Annotated in this window: 16 protein-coding genes; 11 read left to right on the top strand and 5 right to left on the bottom strand. The window is 37.6% G+C overall.

Features of this window, described 5'->3' with window-relative positions:
* The first annotated feature begins 1 nt into the window (after window position 1).
* From ACY650_RS15685 to ACY650_RS15650, 8 genes are all read left to right on the top strand, one after another.
* The gene (locus ACY650_RS15685) at window positions 2-1,267 is read left to right on the top strand and encodes a hypothetical protein (RefSeq protein WP_462248762.1); all 1,266 of its coding nucleotides are present in this window, start codon (window positions 2-4) and stop codon (window positions 1,265-1,267) included.
* The gene (locus tag ACY650_RS15680) at window positions 1,264-1,572 is read left to right on the top strand and encodes a hypothetical protein (RefSeq protein WP_462248760.1); all 309 of its coding nucleotides are present in this window, start codon (window positions 1,264-1,266) and stop codon (window positions 1,570-1,572) included. Before ACY650_RS15685 ends, ACY650_RS15680 begins: the two co-directional genes overlap by 4 nt.
* A gap of 103 nt (window positions 1,573-1,675) precedes the next feature.
* Window positions 1,676-2,008 (top strand): PadR family transcriptional regulator, encoded by a 333-nt coding sequence (locus ACY650_RS15675; protein WP_462248758.1) that lies wholly within the window; start codon window positions 1,676-1,678, stop codon window positions 2,006-2,008.
* Window positions 2,009-2,010: 2 nt separating this feature from the next.
* A complete protein-coding gene (locus ACY650_RS15670) occupies window positions 2,011-4,623 on the top strand; it encodes an FtsX-like permease family protein (RefSeq protein ID WP_462248756.1) in 2,613 nt (870 codons plus the stop codon).
* A gap of 54 nt (window positions 4,624-4,677) precedes the next feature.
* Complete coding sequence (locus ACY650_RS15665; RefSeq protein WP_462248754.1) at window positions 4,678-5,331, top strand: DUF4396 domain-containing protein; 654 nt, start codon at window positions 4,678-4,680, stop codon at window positions 5,329-5,331.
* A 33-nt stretch (window positions 5,332-5,364) separates the two neighbouring features.
* Window positions 5,365-5,751, top strand: coding sequence for an HYC_CC_PP family protein (locus tag ACY650_RS15660; protein ID WP_462248752.1), 387 nt, complete (start codon window positions 5,365-5,367; stop codon window positions 5,749-5,751).
* A 67-nt stretch (window positions 5,752-5,818) separates the two neighbouring features.
* Window positions 5,819-8,017, top strand: a complete 2,199-nt coding sequence (locus tag ACY650_RS15655; protein ID WP_462248750.1) for a TonB-dependent receptor — start codon at window positions 5,819-5,821, stop codon at window positions 8,015-8,017.
* Between the two features lie 19 nt (window positions 8,018-8,036).
* On the top strand, window positions 8,037-8,429 hold the full coding sequence (locus tag ACY650_RS15650; RefSeq protein ID WP_462248748.1) for a heavy-metal-associated domain-containing protein: 393 nt from the start codon (window positions 8,037-8,039) through the stop codon (window positions 8,427-8,429).
* Here ACY650_RS15650 and ACY650_RS15645 read toward each other — a convergent pair whose 3' ends face one another.
* From ACY650_RS15645 to ACY650_RS15630, 4 genes are all read right to left on the bottom strand, one after another.
* Window positions 8,430-8,648: a hypothetical protein gene (locus ACY650_RS15645; RefSeq protein ID WP_462248746.1), complete on the bottom strand. Its 219-nt coding sequence runs from the start codon at window positions 8,646-8,648 to the stop codon at window positions 8,430-8,432.
* A gap of 134 nt (window positions 8,649-8,782) precedes the next feature.
* A complete protein-coding gene (locus ACY650_RS15640; RefSeq protein ID WP_462248745.1) occupies window positions 8,783-9,106 on the bottom strand; it encodes a hypothetical protein in 324 nt (107 codons plus the stop codon).
* Window positions 9,107-9,203: 97 nt separating this feature from the next.
* Window positions 9,204-9,884 carry a response regulator transcription factor gene (locus tag ACY650_RS15635; RefSeq protein WP_462248743.1) on the bottom strand — a complete coding sequence of 227 codons (681 nt, stop codon included), beginning with the start codon at window positions 9,882-9,884 and terminating at the stop codon, window positions 9,204-9,206.
* A 3-nt stretch (window positions 9,885-9,887) separates the two neighbouring features.
* Window positions 9,888-11,192, bottom strand: coding sequence for a sensor histidine kinase (locus ACY650_RS15630; RefSeq protein WP_462248741.1), 1,305 nt, complete (start codon window positions 11,190-11,192; stop codon window positions 9,888-9,890).
* 171 nt (window positions 11,193-11,363) lie between these two features.
* Here ACY650_RS15630 and ACY650_RS15625 point away from each other — a divergent pair, with 171 nt between their 5' ends.
* From ACY650_RS15625 to ACY650_RS15615, 3 genes are read left to right on the top strand one after another with little or no spacing between them, the layout of a single operon-like run.
* Window positions 11,364-13,733 (top strand): ABC transporter permease, encoded by a 2,370-nt coding sequence (locus ACY650_RS15625; RefSeq protein WP_462248739.1) that lies wholly within the window; start codon window positions 11,364-11,366, stop codon window positions 13,731-13,733.
* 59 nt (window positions 13,734-13,792) lie between these two features.
* The gene (locus tag ACY650_RS15620) at window positions 13,793-15,580 is read left to right on the top strand and encodes a MutS-related protein (protein WP_462248737.1); all 1,788 of its coding nucleotides are present in this window, start codon (window positions 13,793-13,795) and stop codon (window positions 15,578-15,580) included.
* A 45-nt stretch (window positions 15,581-15,625) separates the two neighbouring features.
* Window positions 15,626-16,942 (top strand): WD40 repeat domain-containing protein, encoded by a 1,317-nt coding sequence (locus ACY650_RS15615; protein ID WP_462248735.1) that lies wholly within the window; start codon window positions 15,626-15,628, stop codon window positions 16,940-16,942.
* A gap of 6 nt (window positions 16,943-16,948) precedes the next feature.
* Here ACY650_RS15615 and ACY650_RS15610 read toward each other — a convergent pair whose 3' ends face one another.
* Window positions 16,949-17,482 (bottom strand): hypothetical protein, encoded by a 534-nt coding sequence (locus ACY650_RS15610; protein WP_462248733.1) that lies wholly within the window; start codon window positions 17,480-17,482, stop codon window positions 16,949-16,951.
* Between the last annotated feature and the right edge of the window lie 57 nt (window positions 17,483-17,539).

Genomic DNA, 17,539 nt, shown 5'->3' with positions numbered 1-17,539 from the left:
AATGACAGCTTTAAAAAATCACTTCCTGCGAGGATCATTTCATTATGATCGTAATGCCTATCTGGCTGCCAACGAACCAGCTGTTTTTCACTGCAACCACTACAATTGTTTTTTACAAGCCGTCTTGCTTGATACCATAGACTATATACCTGAGATAGAGTCTGTATTAAAAGACAGCGCTCAGGAAGTTGCATATTCACAATTCAAAAATTTTTTCTCACAAAATCATTTCAGTATTGACGAAAAAAAAGAGGCAATTGCGGATTATTTTCAGTTTGCTGGCTTTGGTAAAATTGATTTAAATGAGATTGATACTAACGGAGGAGTCGTTAAAACTTGCTACGATCATTACGGGATAAGCTGGAAAATTAAATTCGGACTAAGTAAGAGGCCAGTTTCTTATTTTACCTCAGGATTCCTTGCAGGCGCAGTAGATGCAATTTATAGTACACCTTGCGGTACCTATTTTAGTTCCCAGCAATCATGTATTGCTAAGGGGGACAAAGAGAGCCTATTCCGGATTTCAAGAAGACTTCCTAAGCTGAAACTTAGAGAATCTCAATCGGAAGGAAACTATTCCATTCATTCACTTTCACAATCAAGTCAAACTGGGGTCGACTACAGCGGTGTTCGAGAGGCATTGACACATATGCCATTAGAAGGAAGTCATGAAAATGGACTCATTCAAGCATTTGGAGTATTACTTACCCGTCACTATGCCAATTACTATTGCAACATTTCTTATTCGTTCCTTAGGTTATTCGAAGCCAAAATGGGCTTCAAAGGACATAAAATAGCTACAAATTTATTAACTGAAGCTGGTCATGTATGTGCATTCAATACATTCGGAGGGATAATGCAATCCAATGAATGGAATGCCCTAATTAGGCCAATGTTAAAATCCCATGATGACTGGATCCACGGTATTGTCGCGGTAGTAAACGCGTTCGGTTGGGGATTTTGGGAAATCGAAGATTTTATTCCAAATGAACTATTGCGTTTGAAGATATTTTCGGGGTATGAATCAAACTCATACCTCGCCAAATTCGGAAAATCAACAGATCCAATTTCCTTTCTAGCAACCGGTGGAGTAGCAGGTCTGATGAACCTAATTTACGTATTGAAGATCCCTCAAAAAGGACCAATTACATTGGATAAAGATCAATACAAGTTGATTCATTCAAGCAATAAATTCTTCCAGGCAAAACAAATAAAATGCAGAGCTATGGGAGATGATTTTGATCTTATCGAAGCAAGAAGATCATGAATCATTTCAAATGGATCGCCACTCAGAATTGTATCCGATTTTACAAGAGAACTTATACTTTAAACCATGACATCAGTCAAGCCTTAATCGATGCCTTGTCAGACTTAGGAATGTTAGAGCAATTCAACTTCTCAGAATACTCTCCATCATCAAAAGACCTATTCAAAATTAAACTTGACTTAGAACTTGAAATATCGGGGACGCTTAGTGATACATACCTCCAAGTAACAGTAAGTAGGAATAATCCTGAAATCCTTGCTTTGATTGAGAAAAAGATCAATCAATGGTCTACCCTACTTGCTTAACATTCTCATTTTAATAATAAAAACTGCAATTACGAATAATATTTGTAACTATTTTTACTGCAATTACGAATAATATGAATATTACTTAATCGCTCACTTAATAATGAAAAAGACAAAGCTTGGTGAATTTGAAGAGTTAGTTCTTTTATCAGTGATAGTTCTGAGAGAAGAAGCGTATGGCGTTGAAATCAAAAAAGAACTAGAAAAAAGAATGGATGAACGACTCAGTGTTGGATCTATCCAATCAGCACTAAAGCGTATGGAAGAAAAGGGGTTTCTTACTTCTGAATTCGGGGAAGCAACACAAAAACGTGGTGGTAAAAGAAAACGCATTTACTGCGCTACACCTTATGCTGAGAAGGTCCTAAATGAAATAAAAGCTATTCGTGAAGGATTTTGGTCAGAGATAGCGATTCACGGACTGAAAACCATTTAGTAATGAGTGAAATAACTCCACCAAAATGGTCACGAAGGATTCTTCGATTGATCATCCACGGCGAATATCTTGAAGAAATAGAAGGTGATCTTGAAGAGGTATTTTATGATGATCTAGAATTTACCTCTATATCAAAAGCCAGAAGAAGATACACACTTGGTGTATTGAATCTCTTCAGGTTGAACTTGATAAAAAACTTAAAATGGATTTATAAAATAGGACTAATCGTAAAAATCATGAGGACATTTAAACTTGCTTTCAGAAACCTAATAAAATTCAGAACTCATTCCGCAATCAACCTTGTGGGCCTTTCTCTTGGACTAGCTGTTGGAGGGTTGATTTTACTATACGTCATTGATGAACTATCATTTGACAACTTTCACGCAAAGGGCGATCGCATATATAAAGTGGTTACTTCCTCTGAGGAAGGTGGCATGGAAACGAATGGTTGGCCACTTGGCTATAAACTTCGTACCGAATTTCCTGAAGTAGAGTCAGTTCTATATGCAAAGAATTTTCCCTCCAATTTTAAGTTTGTACACGACAATAAGCGGCATGATAAAAAGATCTTTTATGCGAGTCAGGAGTTTTTCGATCTTTTTTCATTTGATGTTTCCTCAAAAAATTTAGACGAAGCTCTTACAGCACCATTTACGGCTGTGATGAATGAATCAATTGCTGACGTTTACTTTGAGGGAGATGCTCTTGGTAAGACGCTTACTCTTGCTGATTCACTTAAATTCGAGATTACTGGTGTCGTAAAGAACTTGCCAAAAAATTCTCATATCCAATTTGATATTCTGGTTTCATTTCCAACCATAGAAAAAATTCAATGGTGGAGCTACACGGATGGCTGGGGCAATTTCAATGTCATAAACTACATTCTGTTAAAAGAGGGCATTGATAAGGATGGCTTTGAAGCAAAAGCACGAAATATCTATGATGAAAACATCGGTGACTGGCTGGATGAAATGGGAGTTTCATTTACTACCAAACTAATACCATTGAATGAAGTCTATTTAGGCGAATTCTGGAATGGTCTTGGACCGAAAGGATCTAAAAAAAGAGTTAAGACAGTCACTTGGATCGCAACGTTTCTCCTAATTCTTGCTTGTATCAACTATATCAATTTAAGTACAGCGAGATCTGCGTTTCGGGCAAAGGAAGTTGGAATGAAAAAAGTTGCGGGCTCATCCAGAAGAGCAATAGTTGGACAATTTATGACTGAATCTTTCTTACTCACAGTAATTGCTTTCATCGTTGGCTTTTTTATAATAGGCAGTATCCTACCGTTTTTTAACGATCTAATGGACAAGCAATACAGCCTAGCTTCTTTTGGCACTCTAGAGTTCGTATTTGGGATAGCTATTCTATTATCATTGGTTACGGTTGGTTCTGGATTCTATCCAGCATGGGTAATTTCCAGCTTAAATCCGCTTAATGCGTTGAGCGGAAAACTAGATAAGACCTATCAAGGATTAAGCCTAAGAAAGATTCTAATCACTTTCCAATTTTTCATTTCTTCTGGCCTTGTGATTTCAACGCTATTGGTTATTAATCAAATCAATTACATGCGAAATCAAGAACTTGGATTTGAAAAAGAACAGATTTTAGTGGTCAATGCTTCTGATGCTCCGCTTGGTGCTCGTAGAAATGTACTAAAGGAACAACTCCAGTCTATTTCTGGTGTATACAATGTCTCTCATACAAACGCTCTGCCAGGAAGACATGGATGGTTAGGCCAATGGGCCTACCCTGAGACAGAAACTGCAGATCATGTAGACACTGAGTATATGGCCATTGACGAAGATTTTATTGATGTCCTGGGACTCCAATTGATCGCTGGGAAAAATTTCGATTTGGAGATGCCCTCAGAATTAGAGGCTGGTCTTATAATAAATGAAACCTGTGTTGCTGAAATGGGATGGAAAAATCCCGAAGATGCAATTGGTAAAGAAATAGTGTCTCCTTCCAACAGACCATCAGGTACAGTAATTGGGGTGGTGAAGGATTACCATGGGCTTGGTTTAAGAGATATCATTTGGCCTCAGGCTATGGACTACAAGAGTGATTCTTATGGAAAATACCTTGCAATAAGATACGATACAAAGCAAACGTATGATCTTATTAAATCCATGGAAAGTGCATGGGATGGTGTTTATGGAGACTATGAACTTGATTACTTCTTTTTAGACGAAGATTTTGATAGACAGTATAGAGATGAAAATCAATTGGCAAAAGTCCTATCCATTTTTGCTGTGATTATACTTATAGTCTCCTCTATTGGTTTATTTGGTCTGATCTCATTTGTTGCCCTCAGTAGAACGAAAGAAGTAGGCATTAGAAAAACCATGGGGGCGAGTATCGCTCAAATCATTTTCATTCTATCTAAGGAGTTTATTGTTTTGGTAATCTTAGGAAACCTATTGGTTATCCCATTGGTGTGGTATTATGGTAATCAATGGTTGAATGATTTTGCATTCCATACAAGTATCAATCCGTTGATATTTGTTGCAGCCATGTTTCTCACAGCGCTCATCGCATTTGTTACTGTCAGCATTCAAACTTACAAGACGGCTAAAATGAATCCTGTCAATGCATTAAGGTATGAGTAACATACTATTTTCAATCCTTTGCACCTTTTCTTTACTGTAGTTGTTTAACATCATATGGAAAAGGTGCAAAAGATTGAAGTACTTACAACCCTACATTGCGAAGGCTGTGTAAATAAAGTAAAGCCACATTTAGATGCTAATGATAAAATTTCTAGTTGGCATGCAAATATTGGTGAGGAAGTATCTCTTGCAATAGAAGGGAGCATTACAAAAAATGAAATAAACAATCTTCTTGGTCAAAGCGGCTATAGTATCAAGTCTAATGATGGATTTTGGTCTGATAGGGAAAAATGGAATAGAGCCTCTTTCAACACGCTTAATTGCCTAATTGGATGTTCAATTGGTGATTTTGGAATGGTATTTTTTCTGCAAGCATTTTACCCTTCAACACCAATAGTTTGGCAAATGGCACTAGCAATAATTGCTGGGCTGTGCACATCTATTATTCTTGAAACTATTATTTTAAAAAACAGAGAAAATTTCTCATGGTCTCTGGCATTGAAAACTGCATTCGGAATGTCATTTATATCGATGGTGGCAATGGAACTAGCCATGACTAGTACGGATTTCATGATCACAGGAGGCAAGGCTGCATTTGATGACCCAGTCTACTGGTTGGCTTTGATACCTGCATTGATCGTAGGTTTTCTTACGCCACTTCCATACAATTACTACAAGCTAAAGAAGTTCAACCAAGCGTGTCATTAAACCAAAAAATCTAATATCCGTATCTTTGCCTCAGTGCGTGCATTAAAAAACATAGCGAATACACTATTAGCAATCATACTACTGATAGCTACAACTGGTGTAACCCTAAACAAGCATTATTGTATGGGCAGACTAAAGTCTATAACTGTGAATGAGCATGCATCGCATTGTTTTGATGGTGAAAAAGAACAAATGCCATGCTGTAAAGATGTAAGTGAAGAACTCAAAATCGAAGAAATCACTACAACTGGATTTGACTTTGACGCAACTCCAGATTTGTTTCAACTTGCCATTGTTAGCTATGTGCTTCTTGAAGATCCACTTCTCGATGATGATCTCGACAAGCCACATTTTCAACATTACTCCCCTCCTCTCCCCGACAAAGACATTCCGGTTCTCGTACAGTCTTTTCTTATATGATTCTTGATTGACTTTTAAAGCGAATACTGATTCGCTTATCAATTATTTCTAATTGAAAAAATCAATCATGTTAAAACATATATATATATCGATATCAATAATATTATTAGCCTTAACCACTCATTCTCAAACTGTTAGAGGAAAAGTAGAGACAGTAAATCATGAAGCACTTATTGGTGCTACTATACTCGAATTGGGGACTCAAAATGGAAGCATTACAAATGAGAGTGGATTTTTTGAATTAAAGCTCTCTTCTAGAGAGTCACTTCTAGTTATTTCTTATGCTGGATTCACAACAGACACAGTAAAAGCAGATTTTTCGAAAATCGCCCACATCCAGCTAAAGGAAAACACTTCAGAATTGGATGAAGTAGTGGTGCAAGCGAGCAGCACCTTTGTTGATGATCTGGAATCGAAACATATCGAAGTGATAACAGAAGCTGAGCTAACAAAGGCGGCTTGCTGTAATCTGTCCGAGAGTTTTGAAACCAATGCGTCTGTAGATGTTTCATTCACTGATGCTATCAGCGGTGCGAAGACCATTCGAATGTTAGGCTTAGATGGAAGATATGTTCAAATCAATAGAGAAAACATCCCAAATGTTCGTGGACTTGCTGAAAAGTATGGTCTATCCTATGTTCCCGGTACATGGGTACAATCAATAGATGTTGGCAAAGGTGCAGGAAGTGTGGTAAATGGATATGAATCCATGACTGGACAAATCAACGTTGAACTAAAGAAACCTGAGACGAGTGAAACACTTTATTTAAATGGATATGCAAATTCATTTGGTAGAGTCGAATTGAATGCAAATCATGCAAGGGATATAAATGACAAATGGAGTACGGCAGTTCTCTTACATTCAAATTACTTCAATAATGAAGTCGACAATAATGATGATGGATTTATGGATCTACCGAAATCCAAACAGATTAATGTGATGAATCGCTATAAGTACGAAGGTGATAAAATGGTTTCACAGATTGGGTTGACTTTAATGCGAGATGAAAAGGCTGGCGGTCAGTTGGGGTTTGATTTTGGAGATAATTTCCTCACCTCATCTCAGTATGGCTTCCAGAATCAAACAACACGTGCTGAACTATTTGGGAAGGTAGGATTGCTATTTCCGAATAAACCTTATAAAGGATGGGGATTCATCTATTCTGGAACTTATTTGGACATTGATGCTGGTTTTGGCAGAGACAATTATGAAGGAACTGAAAAGACGCTCTATGGAAATGTGATATTCCAAAATATTATTGGCAATTCGTTTCATTCGTACAAAACAGGCGCGAGTATTCTTTATGATGATTTTGATGAAGTTTATGCAGATTCTGCCTTTAGCAGGCAAGAAATTGTACCCGGACTTTATTATGAATACACATATTCTAGAGGAGATAAATTTACCCTACTAGCTGCTGCAAGGACAGATTTCCATAATCTTTACGGCACTTACATTACACCGAGACTCCATACTCGTTATCAATTCTCAGAAAGCACAACAATACGAGCTGCTATCGGACGAGGCTACAGAACTCCCAATACGATCGTTGAAAACAGTAATGTGTTGGTATCATCTCGTCAATTGATTATTGAAGAAGCACCCGAGCCAGAAGTCTCATGGAATATTGGAGGAAGCTTAACTACTGCAATAAACTTTGGTGACAAAAAGCTAAATCTTATTGCGGATTACTTCTATACTCACTTCGAGAATCAGTTAATCTACGATATGGATCGAAGCTCAAGTGAGTTGAGGGTTTATAATTTACGAGGAAACTCATTCGCACATAGTTTTCAGCTAGAAGGGAATTATCAATTTTCTGATCATTTGAGTGTGAAAGCAGCCTACAAATACTATGATGTGAAAGCGACAATAAACAGAGAATTGAGAGATGTCCCCTTCAATTCAAGGGATCGATTTTTCTTGAATGCGTCCTATGCTACCCGTTTTGATAAATGGAAGGCGGACGCAACACTCCAATGGTTTGGATCGAAAAGGCTTCCCAATACCTCTGACAAACCTGCTGAATTTCAACGTGATTTAACCTCACCAGATTTTTTCTTACTTAATGCTCAAGTAAGCCGTGGATATAGATGGGGTAGCATATACCTAGGATCCGAGAACCTACTGGGATTTACACAAGAAGATCCGATAATAGATTCTGAAAATCCATTTGACAACAATTTTGACGCATCGATCGTCTGGGCACCTATTGCAGGAAGGATGGTTTATGCTGGGTTTAGATATAAAATAAAACGTAACTAAGACTTAATAATTTATAGATATGAAAACGCTATTTACAATAATTATTACATTTTGGATGATGGCAGCTTATGGTCAGAAAGAGCCAGTGGCTGTTGATGGTGGATTCAAAGTAGAAATTAAAACCTCTGCCATTTGTGATATGTGCCAGTATACGCTGGAAAAAGATCTGGCTTTTGAAAAAGGCGTGAAGGAGGCTACACTTAATCTTGATGATAAAGTAATGACCATTCTTTATAATCCTAAAAAAACAGATGCAGAGACTTTAAGAAAGCGAATAACGATGGTCGGATATCATGCGGACACGTTAAAACGAAATCCGATTTCTTACGAAAAACTTCCTATGTGTTGCAAAGATGGCTCTCATGGTACTCCGATACCACAAGTTCCGCTAAAGCCAAAAGGTGGCAATTAATTACTTATTGTTGACATAGTTTTTTGCTGCACTGCAATAATCAAGGAATGATCTATTGAGTAACTCATCGTTGAGTCTTGAAACATAACTTGCGACAGACTCTTCATTTTCGGCGAGTAGATCATTTCGATCCAGAACCGACTCATGGATATCTGAGACAAGCTTATTTATCGATTTTCGTAATTCTCGCTGGTGAGCTGAGTTCTTTAAATATAACATTATAGGTAGCTGGTTATCTATGAATCAAAAAAAGGGTAAATCCGACAAAAAGACTATCGGATTTACCCCTATTTTTTATTGTGACTCATTTTTTATTTAGGAATAACAATTGGATAATTCCCTAAAATAATTTTTTACCTACCATCTTTATTAGGTCTCCTCTTCGGTCTCATTTTCTTAAACTTCTCTAGCTGCTCCTCAGTAAGAGTTTTCTCCAGCTCAGCCCCCATTTTCTTTCTCGTTTCTTCTGCTTTCGAGCGATCTTTCATCTCTTCGCTATACTTTTTATGAATAGCTTTCCATTCTTCAACTTGCTCGGCCGTCAAACTCAACTCTTTTGTAGCCCTTTCAATCATTTTTTCAGGCGACGGTCGTTCACCGCGCTGCGGTCTTTGGCTCTGAGCATTTGCAAAATGTACGCACAGTACCAAGCCCAATATCATTACTGTTTTTTTCATAATTTTTTAGTGTTTTAAATTTCTTCTATAGACGGCATTTGATTTTCAAGCCTTCGGGCAATTATGTTAAAATCAGTTAAAGATTAATATAGAAGTATCACCTATCCTCAAGGACGAAACCTTTTCCGTGGACATTAATTATTTGTACTGTAGGATCTGCTTTTAGGTACTGGCGAAGTTTATGGATGAAAACATCCATGCTCTTTCTGTTGAAAAAATCACTCTTACCCCACACCTCTTTTAAAGCTTTATTGCGATCTAAAACTTCATGTTTGCTTTCACACAAGAGTTGTAAGATTTTGGCTTCCTTCTCTGTCAGTCTTTGGGCTTGATCACCCAGGTTGAGTAATTGATTGCTAAAGTCAAATTGATATTTGCCTATCTCATATGAAGTTTGGATGGCTGAAGATTCAGTGCAAGCACGCTTTATGAGCGCTTTGATCCGCGCAATCAACAACTCTTGATCAATAGGCTTAACGATGTAGTCATCACAACCTAACCTGAAGCCTTTCAGTTTGTCGACCTTCAAAGCTTTTGCAGTAAGAAACATAAATGGAATATCAGAATCGACCTCTCTAATTTCTTTTGCTAACGTGAAACCGTCCTTTAATGGCATCATCACATCCAAAAGACAGAGATCAAAGTTGTGTTCTTGAAATGTCCTTAATCCATCTTCACCGTCTTTCGAAAGTGTGACGTTAAAATCATGCAACTCGAGGTATTCTTGCAGAATATACCCAAAGCTTTCATCGTCTTCTACTAGTAATATCTTACCCATAGTTTAGCTAAACGGGAAGTATAAACGAAATTCACTTCCCTTATCCAAAGTGCTTCTTAAGTCAATTCTTCCTTTGTGTTCTTCAATAATTTTTTTGACATAGCTAAGTCCCAATCCAAACCCTTTGGCATTTTGAATATTCCCCGACTCAGCTCGATAGAATTTGTCGAAAATGTAATGTTGTATATCCTCCCCTATTCCAATACCATTGTCTTGTATGGAAATCTCAATTCCTTCAACGTGATCTGAGGTGGTAATGGTTATCTCAGGAATATCTATTGTGTACTTAAGCGCATTATCGATCAAATTGTAGATGATATTCACTAAGTGGGTACCATCTGCCATTACCTCCGATTGTGTCGCATTTAGATTTAGGGAAATCGAGCCTTTGCGTTTGCTCACTACCAATTCGGTACTATCAACTACTCTTTTAATTACTTCATGAACATCTAGCCTCTTTTTTTCGAGTGTAAAGTTTCCAGAATCAATCATTGCAATTTGCAAGACTTTATCTACCTGTCCTTCGAGTCTTTTAGATTCTAATTCAATTAGGTTAAGGTAGTTGGCGCGTTTCCTTTTCTCAATAGCAGGCTTGTCACTTTTAAGCATACTTGTGGCCAATGCTATTGATGCGATAGGTGTTTTAAACTCATGGGTGAGGTTGTTAATAAAGTCATTTTTGATCAAGGAAAGCCTCTTCTGTTTTCGAATAATCAGTAAAGTGTATGCAAAACACCCAATCAATAAAAGGATAAATACTATAGATAAAATCAAAGCTCCACTCGACTGGGCAAATACATAAGCATCTTGCTCTGGAAAGAATAAAGCAAGGTGTAAGTTTCCACCCGAAGAGCAAGTAAGATTGGCCCATCCATGGCCGCGCTCTTTTGGATTATCACAACTTACTAGTTCAAAATCCAAGCTAGCACCATTATCACCCATCACAAAACTGAATCCTTCGGAATAGTCCTTGTGCATATAGACGGCATACTCATAGGCTATATCAATACCATACTCTTCAAAAATCGGCTCCATGATGCCTTTCATGTGTTGATCCATAATGGGGTCGTTGAGTTGATCGCTCTTTTTCATGCGATGTTCTGCCTCCCTTAAACTCTTGGCATATTGAGGATTTGTCAGGAATTCTTTTGAAATCTTACTTGCCGCCAGATCTACTTTCTGTAGAAAAATTTGCCTATTTGTAGTCAACGAAGATCTCAAGTTCTGAATTTGTAGAACCGATAATCCCACCAAAGCGATTGATACTAACCCTATTACAACAAAAATGGCCTTTTTGGATAATTGCATGCGAATGTGCCTTTCTCGAACAATTAATTAACGGATTAATAGATACTTAGTCAAGCTGAAACGTCCATTTAACTTTTCTTTAACCATTTTAACTTTTCATTAGCTCTATTTAACCAACCATTATTCAAATCGATTTTGAAGATGCCGTATTGTTGAAAAAACAATATGATCATGCGCATTTTTCTCAATCTCAGCATTCGTAATTTTCTTAAATCTGTAGGACTAAACACCCTAAATATTCTTGGGCTTTCTTTTGGCATCATCGCAGCTCTACTTATCGTCGTGTACGCTGACCATGAATATCACTACGATGATTTTCATGAGAATGCTACCAATATTTATCGGATGGAGGCCAGGACAAATGGTGAAGCTTGGTTTTCCAATTTAGGCGTGGAGCATTCGCGCGAACTCTCCAAAGGTGCATATCCGGAAGTACTAAACACAGTATTGATCAATCGAGCTCCAAAGGCTTTTGTCAGCTATAAGGATAAAAAGTTTGCTGAAACCAGACTTATACAAACAAACCCAGGTTCTGACTTTTTCCAGTTTTTCGATTATAAAATACTTGAGGGGAATAAGGAAACAATGCTTGAAGAACCAAACGCCATTGTTTTAACCAAAGCCACGGCCACTAAATACTACGGCAACCTTTCTCCGATTGGAGAAGTACTCCTTTTCGACACGCTCCAATTTAAGGTGACTGGAGTAATTGAAGACTTGCCCACAAATACTCACTTAGCATTCGATATTCTCTACACCAACAAATCACTTTATGATCGCGAGCATCATCATTCACAGAACTATTTTGAAGTGGCAAACGATGCTGATGTTGAAGAACTGGCCCGCAAAATAGAAGCAATGGATGTGGCATTTAACGATTACCACATTCTCTCAGAAGTTAAACTCATAGCAGTTCCTGACATCTATTTGGAGTCTGATGCTGCTTTTGGATCGGCTGGAAAAGGTGATCCTTTGCAACTAAAGGTTTTTCTAATTGTAGGAGCACTCATTCTACTAATTGCGATTACAAACTATATCAACTTATCGCTGGCGATATACTTAGGAAAAGGACGTGCAGTGGGAATCCGCAAAGTATTTGGCGAATCAAGGACAAAGATTGTTTTAGCATTTATCTATGAATCACTCACCACCATGTCTTTGACAATTCCAATAATTCTGATTGGCTTCAGTTTTGCACTGCCTGCATTGAATATTGTCCTTGACACCAACCTCGAAAATAAACTTCTTACTTCAGGAACATACATTTTCGGCACTATTGGCTTTCTTATAGTTATCAGCATAATCACAGTGATTTATCCAGCCTTGGCTCTCAGCAATACTGATACTAATACACTGTTAAAAAGTAAATCAGCAATGAATATCACTGGAGGCACCAAATACAGAAATGGATTGATATTCTTACAGCTGATTCTGCTGTTTACTCTAGGTATTTCTGGTTGGTTTATGAATCAACAAATTCGATACTTAGACAACAAGGATATGGGATTTGATGCATCCAATGTTATCAAAATCACCAACGCCTATGATATCGGTGAGTTTTCAAATTACGAACTTCTTAAAACTAAACTCTTAACATATCCTCAGATAGGTGGTGTCGCATTTGGTCCGATGATGGGTGATGGAATGACTCCATTGGCTTACACTGTGGAAGGAGTAGATGAAACATATGAGAATCTTCTCTCCTACGGTGTTGATATTGATTATTTTGATGTGATGGGCATGGATCTCACGCATGGAGATTTCAAAAGTGTGCTTCAATCATCACAAGATGGGCAAATAGTATCGCTCGTCAATCACAATTTTTTGAATCGATTTGGGTGGCAAGATGATCCAATTGGTAAGAAAATTACTTTAAGACCTGGTACGGAAAATGCGCTTGAAAGAAAGGTGTCAGGTGTTTTTCAGGATTTTCATTTTTATAGTTTGAAAGAAAAGATCACACCACAAATCATATCACTAAGAAACGACCCCAGCTTTGTGAACACTAACATTCTAATAAAATCCAGTACTTCCAATTTGGCAGAAGTGGTCAAGATAATTGAAGATGAATGGTATAAAATTAAACCCAATTTACCCATGCAATATGATTTAATTGATGAGGCAATTAAGGATATGTACGCCAAAGAAAAGCAAGCAGGTCAAATCAGTATTACCTTTTCAATACTTGCAATAAGCCTGTCTGTACTTGGACTTGCTGGATTCATGATATACATCATCGGATTGAAATCAAAAGAATTAACCATTAGGAAAGTTTTGGGAGCATCGCTATTACGAATTATTGCTGTGTTAAATCAAGATCTTTGGTTTATTACGCTAACAGCTTCAATTCTCGGCAGCCTTTTCAGCTATCTAGTAGTTAGCTCATGGCTAGAAGATTATGCCTACACTATTGATATGAATCCCTGGGTATATCCGTTATCCTTGATTCTTGCTTACCTATTAATTTTCACGATTACTGCTACAAGATCTATTAAATGGGCAAGAACAAATCCAGCACTCACATTAAATGAAGGTGAATAATTACCTACAATTTGAAGTTATCTTAACCTTGGTCAATCAGAATCGTTTATTCTTGCTTTTTGAGAGATACCAAGGTGGAAATTTACAAGGACAACATAGTTTCATTTAAGAATGAGTCTGAGGCATTATCAAATGCCGACAGGAGAATAAGCCTATACCGATTTGTAAGTGCTCTTGCAGCAATTATTCTGATATATCAATACAATATATCAGAAAACGATGTGCTATTGTTACCAGCAGCACTTTGTATTGGAGTATTCTTTGTTCTGATCAAGAAGCATAAAGCTATCCGACTGCAAAACGATTTAGCTAAGATCAAGGTCGAGATAAACAAACAGGAATTCAATTATTTCGCTCAAGGTGAAATTTCTTTTGAAGATGGTGCAGAATTCACTGACGCCACTCATGATTATTCTTACGATCTTGACTTCTTTGGAGACCACTCATTGTTCCATCACCTGAACAGAACTGGCACTATCACAGGAAAACGGTCACTGGCAAATGCTTTACTCAACATTTTACCAAAAGAAGAAATACTTCAAAATCAAGAAGCCGTTAGTGAACTAAAAGATAAGATTAATTGGCGTCAAGATTTACTAGCCTTAGCAAAACGAAAACCAGACAGTGATGAGATTGTCTCAGAGCTAATCGAATGGTCAAAAATGAAGTCGGCGAAATTCTCGGGTGCTCAAAAATTGCTCTCATTTTTAGCCCCATCCGCGGTGATACTTGTATTGGCTTTTTACTTCTTTTCTCCTTACGAAATAGCAGGAAGAATCAGCTTTCTCCTTTCTCTTATCAACCTGGCGATAGTTGGCAGTCAGTTTAAATCAATAAAGAGAGAGCTCATCACTTCTACAAAAATTGAGCAAGTATTGCAGCAATACTCTCTGCTTTTTAAGCAAATTGAAAACACTAAATTCTCATCAAAAAGGTTGTCACATCTTCAAAGAAGACTGCTGGAGAACCAACACAAAGCGAGTGCAAGCATTCATGACCTTTCACTACTTTTTGGAAGATTGGAGCATGTAACTAACGTATTTGCTTCTCCTCTTTTGAACGGAGTCCTTCTCTATCACTTCCATGTTTTGCGCGGCCTCTCTAACTGGAGAAGAAAGTATGCGATACACATCGAAGAATGGCTTGAAGTAATTGGAGAGTTTGAAAAATACAATAGCCTGGCTAATTTCAGTTTCAACAATCCACAATTCGCATTTCCTGAAATTAATCAAGCGTATGAAATCAAGTTTGAAGACCTTGGACATCCGTTAATTCTTAATAAAAAAACAGTCACTAATTCGATTGATTTCAACCCTGAATCATTTTTCATATTAACAGGATCAAACATGTCTGGCAAGAGTACCTTCCTCAGGACTCTTGGAGTGAACTTAGTGCTTGCCGGAATAGGTGCTCCAATATTTTCTTCCAATGCTTCAGTTCATCCACTACCGGTGTTGGTTTCAATGCGACTATCCGATTCGCTGACTGATAGTGAATCCTATTTTTATGCCGAAGTAAAGCGCCTAAAATACATCATGAATCGCCTGGATAAAAGTCCTTGTTTCATCCTCCTTGATGAAATATTGCGAGGGACCAATTCAGATGATAAGCGGAATGGAACTATTGAAGTCATAAAGAAAATGGCTACTAAGAAAGTATATGGTGGAATAGCAACGCATGATTTAGAAGTTTGTAATGTCACCAAAGAATACCCTAATGTATTGACCAATAAGCGATTCGAAGTAGAGATAATTGACGATGAATTGGTATTTGATTACAAGCTAAGAGATGGTATTTGTCAGAATAAAAGTGCCAGCTTTATCATGAAGAAAATGGGTGTTATTTAACATGTGGCTGATGAGTAACTAAGTCACTTTTCCTAAATTTATACCATGCGATATATAGTTACCACCACAATTTTCTTGCTCATTTTTCACCTATCTAAAGGTCAAGAAAAAACAGATAATGATCCAAAACTCACTGAGCTGGTCATGTCCATGTCGCAAAGATCAATTGTGATGCCCGGCTATTTAACCAATCTTAAAGCCCTAATTGCACAACAAGCTTACAAATTCTGGAAAACAGGGAACGTTGAACCTTATGTTTCTCACCTCAATGTGTATACCGCGCTTTATGAAGCAAATAAGTACCTCGGCTACGATTCAATTAGAAATCGGGCTTACAATCAAGTAGGATTTCATTCCAATCGAGTTACCTCAGTCGTATTTGGTGAAGATCCGAATTACTATTATTCATCGTCAGCAGATGGGCGTGTTTTAAAATGGGACCTTAGTCAGCCCACTGGGATTCCGGAGACTGTATATGAGTCAGACAAGATTATTCAATCAATAGAAATGTCGAGAGATGGGAAAGTATTGATGGCTATTTTTTATCAGGAAGGTTTAGCTCTAATCTCTACAGATAAGGATATTAAGGGTGATATATCTGTTATAGAAGATCCCATACCTGTTCAAACTGCAACCTTTCTTCCTGGAGAGCGCAAGTATTTAAGTGTAACTAAGTCTGGTGAATTACTACTCAAAGGTTTCGATTCAAAATCCGACACGGTAGGAAAAACAGCTCTAAAAGTAAATCAGCTTAAAGTTGACGAAAATGATGGAACCGTTTATGCTGGTACAGAACAAGGAGTCTTAGAGGCCTGGCAAAAACCTTATGATGTGAAAGAGAGTCCAATAGAAGACATCATGAAAAATTGGCGTGAACAATCTTATTTCGGATATGAGTTAGGCACATTTTCAATTAATTGTCTTGACATGAGTCCCAATGGGGAAATTTTGGCAATAGGCAGAGATCGAGGTGATGTAATACTTTGGGATGTAAAGAAAAAAGAGCTTAGAAGAATTATCTATGGACATCAGAGTACCGTAACAGATATTCAATTTAATCCTATCGGGGATCTTCTACTCACCACTAGCCGAGATGGTACTGCCCGAATATGGGATTTAAATGATTCGAGAAGACTTCCAATTATCCTAGACGATCACAAAGCATGGGTATTTACCGGAAGCTTCGATCCATCAGGCAAACAAGTCATCACAGGAGGCGGAGACGACTACATTAGAACTTGGCCAGTCGACCCTAGCTTTTTTGCAAAGCGTATCTGCGAACTCGTGAGTCGAAACATGACCCAGGACGAATGGAAAGAGTTTGTAGGAATAAATATCCCCTATCAATCCAGCTGCGAATAAATCAACTTAAAGATTAATGTGATAGCCAACAACTATCGCAATTGGCAATGCATCGTTTAATTCAATATTTGGATTATTTCGAATGGCCTCCTCATCATCTTTAAACTCTGAAGATCTTATTGGTACTAAGAGACCTATGTTCCAAAAATTACCTTCTGTTTTTCTAGAATTAATCTTGACTCCCAGTCCAAATGTAGCACCAGTATAAAGCTTATCAAGCTCAGAAGCACCCTCTACAACAATACCAGCATTGGTACCGAACATGCCGGTAACATAAAACTGAGTTTGGCTGTTGCTTGGAAAATCTTTTAATAGTCCGAAGTTATATCCTACTCCGGCAAATTGATAGCCAATACCGCCGAATACGCTCAGATTATCCACTACATAGGTTCCTACGTTCAAGCCTATGCCACCATAAGGAAGTCCCAAACCTATGCCTACGGAAGTACTAGATTTTTGTGAACTAAGCTGGTCACTTTGAGCAATGACATCAAAACCGACAAAAAAAGTGAAGAGTAAGGGTAAGAATACTTTTTTCATAGTGAGTTTGTTTGATCGACAAATAAAATCCTATTCATAACTAATTAAAAATTCATA

Origin of the sequence: Ekhidna sp. (genome assembly GCF_963691765.1) — a bacterium.
Taxonomy (GTDB): domain Bacteria; phylum Bacteroidota; class Bacteroidia; order Cytophagales; family Cyclobacteriaceae; genus Ekhidna.
The sequence above is the reverse complement of the archived record's forward strand: the minus strand, read 5'-3'. Positions and strand labels throughout refer to the sequence as shown.